Origin of the sequence: Flavobacterium sp. NLM (genome assembly GCF_002210235.1) — a bacterium.
Classification (GTDB): domain Bacteria; phylum Bacteroidota; class Bacteroidia; order Flavobacteriales; family Flavobacteriaceae; genus Flavobacterium; species Flavobacterium panici.
This window is the reverse complement of record NZ_LIAC01000016.1, coordinates 64,491-78,342: the sequence shown is the minus strand read 5'-3', so window position 1 is coordinate 78,342 and position 13,852 is coordinate 64,491. Positions and strand designations below refer to the sequence as shown.

Sequence of the window (13,852 nt, the reverse complement as noted above, 5' to 3'; positions counted from 1 at the left end):
AAAATTAAGAGTTTGAAAAAAGCATTCGTAATTATAATAGTATTATTTTCAATATTTTCGTGTACTAAAACAGAGGAAAAAGTTGAAATTAAAATTACAAAACCAAAAACCAAAAAAGTAGAGTTTGGTTTTAATTACGCTGATTTTAATGTTGTTAATGATACAATTTCCAAAGGAGATTCTTTTGGATCTATTTTACAGAGTCAAAATATTGGCGACAAAAAAGTATACGACATTGTTGAACAGGTTAAAGATACTTTTGATGTAAGAACTATTCGTTACAACAAACCTTTTACATTACTTCGTTCCAAAAACAAAACAAATAATCTTCAGGTTTTTATTTATCAGCCAGATGCTTTAACTTATTATGTAATCGATTTACGAGACAGCATTGCAAAAGCCTATAAAAAAATAAAACCGGTTACTTTAAAAAGAAAAATTATTGGCGGTGTTTTAAAAACATCATTATCTGAAACTTTAGGAGATGAAGATGTAGAAACTGCACTTGCCAGCAGAATTACAAAAGTGTTCTCCTGGTCAATTGACTTCTTCAAACTTAAAAAAGGGGATCGTTACGGTTTAATTTTTACAGAACGTTTCATTAATGGAAAAACTTACGACGGTGTTGAAGATCTTGAAGCTGCTTTTTTTGAGTATAAAGGAAAAATCGTTTATGCTTTCCCATTTGAAAAAGATACTCTTTCAGGAAAAATTGAATATTATGATGATGAAGGAAAAACGTTGAAAAACTTTTTCTTAAAAACTCCAATTAAATTCAGCCGAATCACTTCCAGATTTACTATGAACAGGTTTCATCCGGTTCAGCATACCTGGAAAGCACACAAAGGAACTGATTATGCAGCTCCAACCGGAACGCCAATTTCAACAACAGCATCTGGAGTGGTTGAAGCAACCGGATATACGGCAGGAAACGGAAACTTTGTAAAAGTAAAACACAACGGAACTTATTCTACTCAATATTTACATATGTCCAGAATTTTAGTGCGCCGCGGACAACGCGTTACGCAAGGACAAACAATTGGTTTAGTTGGAAGTACAGGTTTAGCTTCTGGCCCTCACGTTTGTTACCGTTTCTGGAAAAATGGTGTTCAGGTAGATGCGCTTCGATTGAATTTACCTACCGGAGAATCTTTAACCGGAAATGATAAAACCCGTTTCTTTAAACAAATCGAACCTTTGAAAAGAGAGTTGGATAGTATTGGGAATTTGTAAATATCTGAAATCAAAAGCCGAATGAAAAATTCACGTCTAAAATCAATTTACAATGATACTTTTTCAGGCTTAAAACTATATTACAGAGATACTGATTTACCTGAGAATTTAATTTCAAATTATAAAATTGGACAAATAATTCAGGAAAAAGGTTTTACCGATATGACTTCTATCGGCGGCGGACTTTCTGGCAATTTCAGGTACTTAATTGCAAGTGCTAATGCCAAAGATTTATCGAAATTCAATCCCGACTCAGCAAAAATTGGACATTTTCTTTTAGACACGATTGCTTATTTTAAAGTGTTGGATATTCAGAAAATTGGCAATAAAACGCAAGTTTTTCTTTTAAACATTCCAGACAATTCCATTTTGCTTTTAAAAAATTCATCTTCAAATTTGGAAGATGAGATTATAGAAAAAGCAAGAAGAAAATTTGAATCTAAAATTAATTTAGCTTTAATTCCTGAATTACAAACGGAAAGCTGGAAAGAAAGAACAAAATCTCCTCTCGGAATGAGTGATAACGGAGAATTGTTTTTTGACGATTCGAAGATTAAAGTTGAATCTCCAAAAAGAATTGAAATCAATATTGAGAAAAAAACTATTGAAATTAATAAAAAGCCTTGGTGGAAGATTTGGTAAAATAGCATATTTCTTAAAAGTCTACAGAAATATAAGAATTGAAATTAATATATTTTTTTGTATATTTGTAGCATAATTATTACTTTTTATTAAAACTTATAAAATGGCAACTACAATTAAAATTACTCCGGTAGTAAAAGGCAAGGAATCTGAAAGATTCAATGCTGCCATATCTACAAGTAAAACAAACAAGATTTCTGAAGAAAAAAAAGCTGAAATATTTTCTTTAGTCAGCAAGGTAATGGCAAAAAAGGCTTAATGAATGAATTTATTTGATTTTGCTTTTTCATCATTACACAATGACGACGTTTTAGATAATTTTGATTGTGAAGACAACCAAATAAATGAATTCTTACTTGAAGATTCTAAGAATTTTCAAAGCGAAAAAATCACAAACACTTATTTATTTAAAGAAAACAACGAGGTAGCTGCTTTCTTTTCTATTTCAAATGATTGCCTAAATGATTTAGGTTATGAAAACTCTATTTGGAATAAATTACACAGAAAAATCAAATTACCAAACGAAAAAAGAATCAGACAATATCCTGCTGTAAAAATAGCACGATTAGGAATTGATAAAAAATACAAAGGCAACGGGCTATCTCACCAACTTCTTGATTTTATTAAAGGCTGGACTTTTATCGAACACAAACCAGCTTGTAGATTATTAATATTAGATGCTTATAACAAACCTGTTCAGCTTTCTACTTATCAAAAAAACGACTTTACTTTTCTACTCGATTCTGATAAAGAAGAAAAACATAGATTTATGTATTTTGATTTAATGAGATTAGAATAATAATCTATAAAGATTAAAAGAAGATCATTTACAAAACTTCTTCCTGAACTCAGACGGATTCATTCCTTTATGTTTTCTAAAAACTTTATTTAAATGACTTTCGTCGGAAAAATTTAATTCGTCTGCAATTTCATTAATCCGCATATCGCTGTTTAAAAGTCTGGCTTCAATCAATCTTAATTTATAGTTTGCAATGTATTCCTGCAGCGTTTCGCCAGTTTGTTTTTTAAAATATTTCCCTAAATAATTAAGCGAAATATTAAAATGCTCACTTACTCTTTCTGCTTTTAATTGTTTTGGATTGTAAATGTTTTCCTGAATATAATGCAGTATTTCCAAAACCATTTCTCCCGTAGTTTCTTTAATATTCTTCGGAAGTTTTAAGGCAATATTTCTCGCAACAATTGTAATTATAGTATTTACAATTTGCTCAATAATTTTTTGATGATAAATCTGCTGATTATTTAGTTCCTGAATTATACTTTCAATCAGCGAAGCAATTAAAGGTTTATCAATTGTATTTTTTAGAATACAGCCGGGACGATGACTTGCATTTTGAAGAATATATTCCATTCGCAAAACCGTTTCCGATTGTCCGTTTTGAGAATTTGCTTTGATATAATATTCATTAAACCGAAGAAAAAAGAATTTTGTTGGCGTTGAAATTTCAAACGAATGAACATCTTGCGGTGTTACAAGAAACAGATTTCCTTTTCGATATTGAAATTTATTATCATTAATAACCTGAATTCCCGTTCCGTCAACCACATAAATCAATTCAAAGAAATTGTTTTTCCGAATTGTTTTCGGAAACTGTTCTAATTCTTTAAAATCAACTTCAAAAGGAAGATATAAATTCTTGTTTGTCATTAGGCTAAAATACAATTTTAGTACCAATTAGTACAATTTTCGGCGAAAGCTAACCTCTTAATTTTGTTTCAGATAATAAATTAAAATCTATAAAAAATGAGAATACTTTTAATTGGAGCAAATGGAGAAATTGGCAAAATATTAAATCCAGCTCTGGCAAAAAATCATGAAATTATTTCGGCAGGAAGAAACAGCGGTGATTTTAAAATCGATTTATCAAATTCAAAATCGATAGAAAAATTATTCGAAGAAGTCAAAAATATTGATTCCTGTATTTGTGTTGCGGGCGATTGTTATACAGGAGATTTACATTCGCTTGACGAAGAAAAATTAAATATTGGTATCAAAAACAAATTATTGGGTCAGGTAAATCTGGTTTTAATTGGACAAAAATATTTAAACGATAACGGATCATTTATATTGACTTCGGGAAAAATGGGCGATAAACCTGTGAAGAATAATATTAGTAAAGCAATTGTAAATGCTGGCATTAACAGTTTTGTGCTTTCGGCTTCACTAGAATTAGAAAGAGGAATTAGAATAAATGCAATTAGTCCAGCTAAAGTTTCAGACATTCCGGCGGAAGATTTAATAAATGCTTATACAAAAAGTATTGAAGAATCTGTAAATGGAAAAATTATTAAAGTAAACTATTAAAATTTTAAAGATGAAAAACACAACTTTGCTATTATTACTATTCGCTCTAAATTCGGCTATTGCGCAAAAAACGAAATCTGACTTTTTAGGTTCGTGGACTTTGGTTTCGGTTGAAAACAAAAATTCTGACGGAACAAAAACCCTTCCGTACGATATAAGTCCAAAGGGAACTTTATTTTTTGATGAAAAAGGAAATTATGCCATTCAGATATATAAAAACGAAAGACCAAAAATAATTTCAGGCGATAAAAACAAATGCACTCCCGAAGAAAATGCGGCAATTGTGCAAGGAAGTAATTCGCATTTTGGCGAATTTGAAATTGACGAAGCAGATAAGATTATTACTTTTAAAATAAAAACGGCTTCATTTCCAAACTGGGAAGGAACGATCCAAAAGCGATCTTATACTTTAATAAATAACGAACTTAAATATGTTGTTACCAATACAACGCAGGGAGGAAAATCTGTCACGGCAGAAGTTGTCTGGAAAAAATTGTGATGCAGATTCAAAAAACGTTTTCGCAACTAATTGTTATATAATCATGAAGCGTTACCCTTTTAAAAGTTATTTCAGTATTTTTGTGATTCTAAAAAAAACAATCTCAATAATAAAATAAAAATGGCTTTAAACACAACAAACCCAACCGGGACTGAAGCGTGGAAAAATCTGCAAAACCACTATAACGCAATTCACGGAACTACGATACAAGAATTATTTCAACAAGACAATGTGCGTGCTGAAAAATTCAACTTGCAATGGAATGATTTTTTAGTTGATTATTCTAAAAACAATATTACGCCAGAAACACTTTCCCTTTTATTAGAATTAGCAAATTCAATTGGATTAAAAGATGCAATTGCCCAATATTTTGGAGGAGAATTAATTAATCAAACTGAAAACAGAGCCGTTTTACATACCGCTTTGCGTGCACCGGAATCGGCAGTTATTAATGTTGATGGAGAAAACGTAATTCCTGAAGTTTATGAAGTAAAAAATAAAATCAAAAACTTTACTCACCAAGTTATTTCCGGAGAAAGAAAAGGTTTTACAGGAAAAGCTTTTACAGATATTGTAAATATTGGAATTGGAGGTTCTGACCTTGGTCCGGTTATGGCAGTTGAAGCTTTACAATTTTACAAAAATCACCTGAACACACATTTCGTTTCGAATGTTGATGGTGATCACGTAAACGAGATTATTAAAAAACTGAATCCTGAAACGACATTATTTTTAATTGTTTCTAAAACTTTTACAACTCAGGAAACTTTATCAAATTCTGAAACTATCAGAGAATGGTTTTTGAAATCGGCTTCTCAGGAAGATGTTGCAAAACATTTCGTGGCGGTTTCTACTAATATTCAAAAAGTAACAGAATTCGGAATTAATCCAGACAACGTTTTCCCAATGTGGGACTGGGTTGGCGGAAGATTCTCTTTATGGAGCGCCGTTGGTTTAAGCATAGCTTTGGCAATTGGTTTTGATAATTACAACCAATTATTAGTTGGAGCAAATGACACTGACGAACATTTTAAATCGGCTGAATTTGATCAAAACATTCCGGTAATTTTAGCTTTGTTAAGCGTTTGGTATAATAATTTTTTTGGTGCCGAAAGTGAAGCTTTGATTCCGTACACACAATATTTATCAAAATTAGCTCCGTATTTGCAGCAGGCAACTATGGAAAGTAACGGAAAAAGTGTTGGCCGCGACGGAAAACCTGTTAATTACCAAACAGGAACTATTATTTGGGGAGAACCTGGGACAAATTCACAGCACGCTTTTTTCCAATTAATTCATCAGGGAACAAAAATAATCCCAACAGATTTTATTGGATTTGTAAAACCACTTTACGGAAACGAAGATCATCATAACAAATTGATGTCAAACTTTTTTGCTCAGACTGAAGCTTTATTAAATGGAAAAACTGAAGCACAAGTTCAGGCAGAATTTGACAAACAAGGTTTATCTGCAGACAAAGCTTCTTATTTACGACCATTTAAAGTTTTCACCGGAAACAAACCAACCAATACAATCTTGATTCAAAAATTAACTCCTAAATCTTTAGGTTCATTAATTGCTTTATACGAACACAAGATTTTTGTTCAGGGCGTTATTTGGAACATTTTTAGTTTTGACCAATGGGGAGTTGAATTAGGAAAACAATTGGCAAATTCGATTTTAGATGAGATTAATTCTAAAACAGTAAAAAGTCACGATAGCTCAACTTCATTTTTGTTAAACCACTTTTTGAAGAATAAATAAGAATAATAAAGAACATTTTTCTTAACAATCTGAAACGCCTTGATTTATAAAAATTAAGGCGTTTTTTCGTATAAATTAGCTCTATATAATCTGTTTTTTACGAATAATTGCAAGTATAGCGCTACAGCACCACTTGAAATATTATTATTTTAACAAAATACAAGTATCTAAATTCAACAAAACGTTGTTTTATTTAAAGAAAAAAGAAAATTTCATTTTAATGTGCAGCACAAACCGCAAAACTTATTTTTCTTAACATTTTGATAACATTATCTGATTTAATTGTTATAATTTTGCCAAAAACAATAAACTCAAGAACAAATGAAGAAAATGAAAAATTGGTTACTTACTGGACTATTTTTTATGATAGTTTCAACCGTATTTTCTCAAGGAAAAGTTACTGGTACTATTACAGATGGTACTGGTTCATTACCAGGCGCTAACGTTGCGATCAAAGGATCTAGCGCAGCGACTTCAACAGATTTTGATGGTAAATTTACCCTCAATGCAACAACAAGCACAGGAGAAATTGTTATTTCTTACTTAGGTTACCAAAACCTAACTGTAAAATTTTCAGTTTCAAACGGTGCAACAACAAATTTAGGAACAATTGCTTTAGAAGCTAACTCAAATGAGTTAAGCGAGATCGTTGTTAAAAGTACAGTAGTGGATATTGCTAAAGACAGAAAAACTCCGGTTGCTGTTTCTACAATTAAAGCTGCTGAAATTCAACAAAAACTTGGTACTCAAGAATTTCCTGAAATTTTAAGAAACACTCCATCAGTTTACGTTACTAAATCAGGTGGTGGATTTGGAGATTCAAGAATTAACATTCGTGGTTTCAACCAAAACAACATTGCTGTTATGATTAACGGTATGCCGGTTAACGACATGGAAAATGGTTCTGTTTACTGGAGTAACTGGGCAGGTTTATCAGATGTAACATCTGCTATGCAGGTTCAAAGAGGTTTAGGATCTTCTAAATTGGCTACGCCATCTGTTGGGGGAACAATTAATATTGTTACTAAATCTTCTGACATGAAAGAAGGTGGATCTTTTTCTTCTGGATTCGGTAATGCAAGAAACTTCAAAATTCAAGGTTCATACAATACAGGAAAATTAGAAAACGGTCTTTCTGCTTCTGTATTATTATCTCAAACAATGGGAGATGGATATGTTAATGGTACTCCATTCGAAGGTTCTAACTATTTCATTGCTTTAGGATATTCTACTAAAAATGATAAACACGATTTTCAATTAACAGTAACAGGAGCGCCACAATGGCACAACCAAAGATCTACTGTTTCTACAATCGCTACATACCAAAAATATGGTTCTCTTGATGAGCCAAATATTAGATATAATGCTGATGCAGGATATTTAAACGGACAAGAATATAACATCAGAAAAAACTATTACCACAAGCCAATCGCTTCTGTTAACTGGGATTATAAAATTAACGAAACTACAAAACTTTCTACTGTTCTTTACGCATCTATGGGTCGTGGAGCTGGTGCTAGTGCTACTGGTGGTATTGGAGGAAATGTTTACAACGCTTCTGTTTTCTTATTACCAAACGGAATGGTTGATTATGATAAAATCCAAGCATGGAATAATGGTACTGGACAAGTTTTCTTCAATGGACAAAACAGAACTAGAACAATGATTGGTGGTGTTTACCAAAACAGTTCTTCAACTGGTAGAACTGGAGCTGGAACTGCAGCATCTCCATATGTTTACAATACAACATCTGGTATTACGCAAACATCTTCTATCAACTCTCATGACTGGTATGGTGCAGTAATTAATTTAAACAAAAAATTAACTAACACTTTAACTTTAGACTTTGGTCTTGATGCCAGAACTTATACAGGATACCACTTTACAGTAGTAAATGATTTATTAGGTGCTAGTGAATTTTATGACAATACAGTTGCTAGTTTAAAACCAGCAGGAAGACATATTACAGAAACTTACCAAACTGATGTTCAATGGAATGTTTTCGATAAGAAAAACTACGAAAAAATCTCATTTAACAGTACTGGAAAAGTTAGATGGTACGGTGCATTTACTCAATTAGAGTACTCTAAAGATAATTTAACTGCTTTTGTTCAGGGAGCAATTTCTCAACAAGGATTTAAAAGAGAAGATGACTTCGTATACTTACCAACAGATCCATTGGCTTCTACAGATTACGAAAACATCTTAGGAGGAAACGTAAAAGGAGGTGCTAACTACAACCTTAACGAAAAAAACAATGTTTACGTTAATGCAGGTTACTACTCAAGACAACCATTCTTTAACTCAGTTTATCCAAACAACAGATCTACAGTAAACCCTAACCTTACTAACGAGAAAATTATTGGATTTGAAGCTGGATATGGTTTCCGTTCTAGATTCTTTAATGCTACAGTAAACGTTTACAATACAACTTGGAATGACAGATACCTAAAAGGTAATGCGTTACCAAGTGACGCAACTACTTATACTGAATACTTAGGTCTTAACGAGGTTCACTCTGGATTTGAATTAGAAGCTAATTCTAACATTACAGAGAAATTAAAACTTAACGCTATGTTCTCTTACGGTATTTGGGAATATAAAGGAAACGCAACAGTTAACGCTTACTACCAAGCAGATAACACTCCAGTTGTAGGATATACTGCAACTCCTGTATACATGGACAAAGTAAAAGTTGGTGATGCTGCTCAAATGACAGCTTCTTTAGGTGCTTCTTACGAAGTTTTAACTAGAGTAATTGTTGATGCTAACTACAACTATAATGATAAATTATATGCTGGATTAAGCCCAATTAACTTCTCAGATCCTAACAACAAAGGAGCTTTAGAATTACCTTCTTACGGTTTAGTTGATGCAGGTTTCTCATACAAAATGTTAGTAGGTAAAGACAAAGACAAATCAGTTAACTTCAGATTGAACGTAAACAACTTATTTGACAAGATCTATATTGCTGAATCTAGAACAAACATTTTTGCTGATGACAACGTAAGCTCTTCAAATGCTGCTGCAGGAACTTACGCTTCAAACAACAGATTATATAAAGGTATAGCTGATGCTAACCAAGTGTTCTTCGGTTTCGGTAGAACTTGGAACTTTAGCTTACGTTACGATTTCTAATATTTAGAATCTAAATAAATACTATAAACGGCATTGACTTTTAAGTTTAATGCCGTTTTTTTTTGACCAATTTTGCTATATTTGTTTTTAACAAAAAAACACAGTTTATGTATCATTTTATTCAAAAGCTTCATTCGGGCTGGGCATATCTAGCTTTACTGCTTTTATTGTTTGCAGTAATTAACGCTGTTATCGGCTTGACTTCTAAAAAAGAATTTACAGCAAAAGACCGCAAAATTTCTTTATTTGCCTTAATTGGAACGCATACACAATTATTGATTGGATTAATCCTTTATTTTGTGTCTCCGTTAGGAAAAGATTCTTTTGGTCAAATGTCTAATGCCGCATTACGATTAACTTCATTAGAACATCCCCTTATTAACCTAATTGCTATAGTTTTAATTACTATTGGATGGTCAAAACATAAAAAACTAATTAATAGTGAGGCGAAACATAAAACCTTTGCTATTTATTACGGATTAGGATTAATACTTATTTTAAGTAGAATTCCGTGGAACCTTTGGTTCTAGAAAATACCAATTAAAGCCCTCCAAAAAAGGGCTTTTTTTATCTCGGCATATTATTTGTACAAACTCCCCAAGTCTGAAAAAAAATAAACCATGAGTAAAAAAAACTTTATACTTACCACATTTGCAATAACTTTTTTGAGTTGTTTTACCTACGTAATAAGTCAAACAAAGCCAGTAATTGATCCCAAAGTACCTCAAGACACTGTAAAAAATGCCAGACCAAACATTATTGCAATCCCAACTGATTCTGTATTTACAGACAACGGTTTAAAATTAAAACTATACAAAAAAACGGCACATGCTTCCTACTATGCAGATCGTTTTAATGGTAGAAAAACAGCTGACGGCAGCAGATTTAACAACAACAAATATACCGCCGCACACAAAAAACTTCCCTTTGGAACAAGAGTTAAAGTAACGAATGAAGCAAACGGAAAATTTGTAATTGTAAAAATAACTGATCGCGGCCCATTTGTAAAAACCCGTGAAATAGATCTTTCAAAAAGAGCTTTTATGGAAATCACAAAGCACAAAGGTGCAGGTGCTATGAAAGTAACGATCGAAAGAATAATTGAATAAAAAAATCCCGTTCTGAAATTTCAGAACGGGATTTTCATTTTTAGATAAATTTCTTAATACCCATTATGATTCCGGTATGAATTCCTTCGTGATAACTCACAAAATCTAATGCGTCCTGAACATTTTTAAGATCAAAACCCATACTGGTCGTGTATTGATTATAATTTTTAAAAACATTATCATTATAATCCTTTTCTGTTTGAAGTAGTGTTTGAGTAAGCAAATCTCTAATTTCATTCACTTCTTCCTGCGAAACATCTGCTTCCGGTTTTGTTCCTTTTGAATATTTGGCAATAAGTTCATCTGAAACCTGCAAAGGCAGACCTGATAATTTATAGACTAAAATTTGCTGCGAAGCGATACAATGTCCGATGTTCCAAATCAAATTATTTTTAAATCCGTCCGGGATTTTATTTAATTGTTCCAATGAATGATGGTCTAAAATTTTTACAAGGATTTCCCTGATAGTCTTTTGTGTTTCAAAAACTGAACTCATAATTTTATTTTTTTTCTAAAATTAGACAATTTTAAGTTTCAAATGAATTTTCTTTGTACTCTAACAAATTCGAAAAAACATGAACAAAATATATTATTTAGCATCTTGCGACACTTGCCGTAAAATCATCAAAAGTCTTCCGAAAAACAATTTGGTTTTTCACGATATCAAACAAGATCCAATTACTGAAGCTGAATTAGAAGAAATGTATAAACTTTCAGGAAGTTACGAAGCTTTGTTCAGCAGAAAAGCACAATTATACAAATCAATGGATTTAAAAAACAAATCGTTAACCGAAGCTGATTTTAAAAAATACATCTTAGAACATTATACTTTTCTAAGCCGTCCGGTTTTTATTATTGATGGTAAAATTTACATTGGCAACAGCCAGAAAAATGTAGCCGAAGTTATTCAGGCTTTGAGTTAGTTTTTTTTCTGCCGCTAATTTCACGAATTTCCACGAATTTTATTTAAGCTTAATAACTTCACAAACTGTGAAATTAATTAGTGTAAATTCGTGAAATTCGCGGCAAAAAAGCTTTAAATACCTCTATACCTTACAGAATAGTATTTTACATCATAACACTGCAAACTTTTATTTATCTTTGCGCCTTTATACTCAATTATATGATACAATCTATGACAGGGTTTGGCAAAGCTTCTTTGCAATTGCCTACAAAAAAAATCACGGTCGAAGTAAAATCCTTAAACAGTAAAGGTTTAGATTTAAACGTAAGAATGCCATCGGTTTACCGTGAAATGGAATTAGTTTTAAGAACTCAAATCTCAACCAGACTGGAAAGAGGGAAAATTGATTTTGCAATCTATGTAGAAAGTACTGCAGAACAAACTTCGACGAAAGTAAATGTGCCTGTTGTGAAAAATTATATAGCACAATTGAGAGAGGTTTATGCTGATGCTGATGAAACTGAATTAATGAAAATGGCGGTTCGTATGCCTGATACATTAAAAACAGAACGCGAAGAAATCGATGAAAACGATTGGGAGCAAATTCAGGTTATTATAGACGAAGCTTTACAAAACATTTTAAGTTTTAGAAAAGACGAAGGAGAATCTCTTGAAAAAGAATTTAATCTTCGAATTGGAAACATCCGTCAATATATGAATGATGCTTTAGCTCTTGATCCGGAACGCGTTCAGGCAATAAAAGATCGTTTACAGACAGCAATTTCAGAATTACAGGTTAATGTTGATGAAAACCGTTTTGAGCAGGAATTGATCTATTATCTTGAAAAATTAGACATTACAGAAGAAAAAGTTCGTTTAACGAATCATTTAGATTATTTCATCGAAACCTTAGGCGGAAGCGAAGCAAATGGCCGAAAATTAGGTTTTATCACTCAGGAAATGGGTCGTGAAATTAATACCATGGGTTCAAAATCAAATCATGCTCAAATGCAGAAGCTGGTTGTGATGATGAAAGATGAATTGGAGAAGATTAAGGAACAGGTTTTAAATGTGTTATAACTTTTAGAAGTTATTTTAAAATCAACTCATTTGTAGTATTCATTCCTTAAAGCTTATGAAAAAATTAATTCTATTCTTAATCATAATAATTTCCACTACTAGTTGCAAATTTCAAAAAAAAGAATTCACCTTAATAGGAAAATGGAAAGCAATAGAATCAAGTGGCAGTGATGGGGCCAAAATGTATCGTACAGATATTGAGGATGGAAATGAACTTGTTTTTGAAAAAGGGAATATCATAAGTGATAATCTTAAAAATAAAGGGAAATATGAAATTTCAGAAAATAGATTACATATCATTTTCCCTAACGAAGAAATCTACTATATCTATCATCAAGACGAAAGCGATTCTGAGAAAATGTATTTACAACCCGTATCAGCTGATTATACAATTCTATGTGACGAAGGATGCTCGACAACTTATGAAAAAATAGAATAAATAACTACGGGCTAAAAAGCTAAACAACATACAAATTAAAGCTTAAAGCATATTGCCTAAAGCCTAAAGCATACATAATGAACAAAGGAAAATTAATTGTTTTTTCGGCACCTTCTGGATCGGGGAAAACAACTATAGTAAAACACTTATTAGGGCAAGAAGATTTAAATCTTGAATTTTCGATCTCTGCAGCTTCACGTGACCCACGCGGAGAAGAAGTCCACGGAAAAGATTATTATTTTATTTCGCTGGAAGAATTCAAAAAACATATTAAAGCTGAAGATTTTCTGGAATGGGAAGAAGTTTACCGCGATAACTTTTACGGTACTTTAAAATCTGAAATTGAAAGAATCTGGGCTTTAGGGAAAAATGTAATTTTTGACATTGATGTTGCAGGTGGTTTACGTATTAAACATAAATTTCCGGAACAAACTTTAGCTGTTTTTGTAAAACCGCCAAGTGTGGACGAACTTAAACGCCGCTTAAAAGAGCGTTCTACAGAAAGCGACGATAAAATCAATATGCGTATTGCAAAAGCGTCTGTAGAATTAGCTACTGCGCCACAATTTGACGTGATTATCAAAAACTACGATTTACCAGTTGCTTTAGAAGAAGCACATCAATTGGTTAAGGATTTTGTAAATAAGTAATTTTATTCTGCAGAAATTCACAAAGAAAAAATCACAAAGATTCGCAGAGTTCTAATTAAACTTTGCGA

At 32.1% G+C, this 13,852-nt stretch carries 16 protein-coding genes; 14 read left to right on the top strand and 2 right to left on the bottom strand.

Features of this window, described 5'->3' with window-relative positions:
* The first annotated feature begins 12 nt into the window (after window positions 1–12).
* From APR43_RS20025 to APR43_RS20015, 4 genes are all read left to right on the top strand, one after another.
* Complete coding sequence (locus APR43_RS20025; RefSeq protein ID WP_053473385.1) at window positions 13–1,233, top strand: M23 family metallopeptidase; 1,221 nt, start codon at window positions 13–15, stop codon at window positions 1,231–1,233.
* A 21-nt stretch (window positions 1,234–1,254) separates the two neighbouring features.
* Entirely contained in the window at window positions 1,255–1,875 is a 621-nt protein-coding gene (locus tag APR43_RS20020) for a hypothetical protein (protein ID WP_053473386.1), read from the top strand.
* A gap of 103 nt (window positions 1,876–1,978) precedes the next feature.
* A complete protein-coding gene (locus tag APR43_RS24530) occupies window positions 1,979–2,134 on the top strand; it encodes a hypothetical protein (RefSeq protein WP_165590704.1) in 156 nt (51 codons plus the stop codon).
* Between the two features lie 3 nt (window positions 2,135–2,137).
* Window positions 2,138–2,674, top strand: coding sequence for a GNAT family N-acetyltransferase (locus tag APR43_RS20015; RefSeq protein WP_053473387.1), 537 nt, complete (start codon window positions 2,138–2,140; stop codon window positions 2,672–2,674).
* A gap of 24 nt (window positions 2,675–2,698) precedes the next feature.
* Here the strand turns inward: APR43_RS20015 and APR43_RS20010 are convergent, their stop codons facing one another.
* Complete coding sequence (locus tag APR43_RS20010) at window positions 2,699–3,544, bottom strand: AraC family transcriptional regulator (protein ID WP_053473388.1); 846 nt, start codon at window positions 3,542–3,544, stop codon at window positions 2,699–2,701.
* A gap of 96 nt (window positions 3,545–3,640) precedes the next feature.
* Between APR43_RS20010 and APR43_RS20005 the strand changes: the two genes are divergently transcribed.
* The 6 genes from APR43_RS20005 to APR43_RS19980 all read left to right on the top strand — a co-directional run bounded on the left by APR43_RS20005 (window position 3,641) and on the right by APR43_RS19980 (window position 10,711).
* Window positions 3,641–4,201, top strand: a complete 561-nt coding sequence (locus tag APR43_RS20005; protein ID WP_053473389.1) for a short chain dehydrogenase — start codon at window positions 3,641–3,643, stop codon at window positions 4,199–4,201.
* Window positions 4,202–4,211: 10 nt separating this feature from the next.
* Window positions 4,212–4,700 (top strand): lipocalin-like domain-containing protein, encoded by a 489-nt coding sequence (locus APR43_RS20000; RefSeq protein WP_053473390.1) that lies wholly within the window; start codon window positions 4,212–4,214, stop codon window positions 4,698–4,700.
* 120 nt (window positions 4,701–4,820) lie between these two features.
* Window positions 4,821–6,464: a glucose-6-phosphate isomerase gene (gene pgi, locus APR43_RS19995; protein WP_053473391.1), complete on the top strand. Its 1,644-nt coding sequence runs from the start codon at window positions 4,821–4,823 to the stop codon at window positions 6,462–6,464.
* 321 nt (window positions 6,465–6,785) lie between these two features.
* Entirely contained in the window at window positions 6,786–9,602 is a 2,817-nt protein-coding gene (locus tag APR43_RS19990; RefSeq protein WP_053473392.1) for a TonB-dependent receptor, read from the top strand.
* A gap of 107 nt (window positions 9,603–9,709) precedes the next feature.
* Window positions 9,710–10,132 (top strand): hypothetical protein, encoded by a 423-nt coding sequence (locus APR43_RS19985; RefSeq protein ID WP_053473393.1) that lies wholly within the window; start codon window positions 9,710–9,712, stop codon window positions 10,130–10,132.
* A 90-nt stretch (window positions 10,133–10,222) separates the two neighbouring features.
* A complete protein-coding gene (locus tag APR43_RS19980) occupies window positions 10,223–10,711 on the top strand; it encodes a septal ring lytic transglycosylase RlpA family protein (RefSeq protein ID WP_053473394.1) in 489 nt (162 codons plus the stop codon).
* A gap of 40 nt (window positions 10,712–10,751) precedes the next feature.
* Here the strand turns inward: APR43_RS19980 and APR43_RS19975 are convergent, their stop codons facing one another.
* Complete coding sequence (locus APR43_RS19975) at window positions 10,752–11,207, bottom strand: DinB family protein (protein ID WP_053473395.1); 456 nt, start codon at window positions 11,205–11,207, stop codon at window positions 10,752–10,754.
* Window positions 11,208–11,286: 79 nt separating this feature from the next.
* On the opposite strand from APR43_RS19975, the gene APR43_RS19970 reads away from it, so the two are divergent.
* From APR43_RS19970 to gmk, 4 genes are all read left to right on the top strand, one after another.
* Window positions 11,287–11,634: an arsenate reductase family protein gene (locus tag APR43_RS19970; RefSeq protein WP_053473396.1), complete on the top strand. Its 348-nt coding sequence runs from the start codon at window positions 11,287–11,289 to the stop codon at window positions 11,632–11,634.
* 200 nt (window positions 11,635–11,834) lie between these two features.
* A complete protein-coding gene (locus APR43_RS19965; RefSeq protein ID WP_053473397.1) occupies window positions 11,835–12,695 on the top strand; it encodes a YicC/YloC family endoribonuclease in 861 nt (286 codons plus the stop codon).
* A gap of 55 nt (window positions 12,696–12,750) precedes the next feature.
* Window positions 12,751–13,134 carry a hypothetical protein gene (locus APR43_RS19960; protein ID WP_053473398.1) on the top strand — a complete coding sequence of 128 codons (384 nt, stop codon included), beginning with the start codon at window positions 12,751–12,753 and terminating at the stop codon, window positions 13,132–13,134.
* Between the two features lie 77 nt (window positions 13,135–13,211).
* Window positions 13,212–13,784 (top strand): guanylate kinase, encoded by a 573-nt coding sequence (gmk, locus tag APR43_RS19955; RefSeq protein WP_053473399.1) that lies wholly within the window; start codon window positions 13,212–13,214, stop codon window positions 13,782–13,784.
* Window positions 13,785–13,852: the final 68 nt, after the last annotated feature.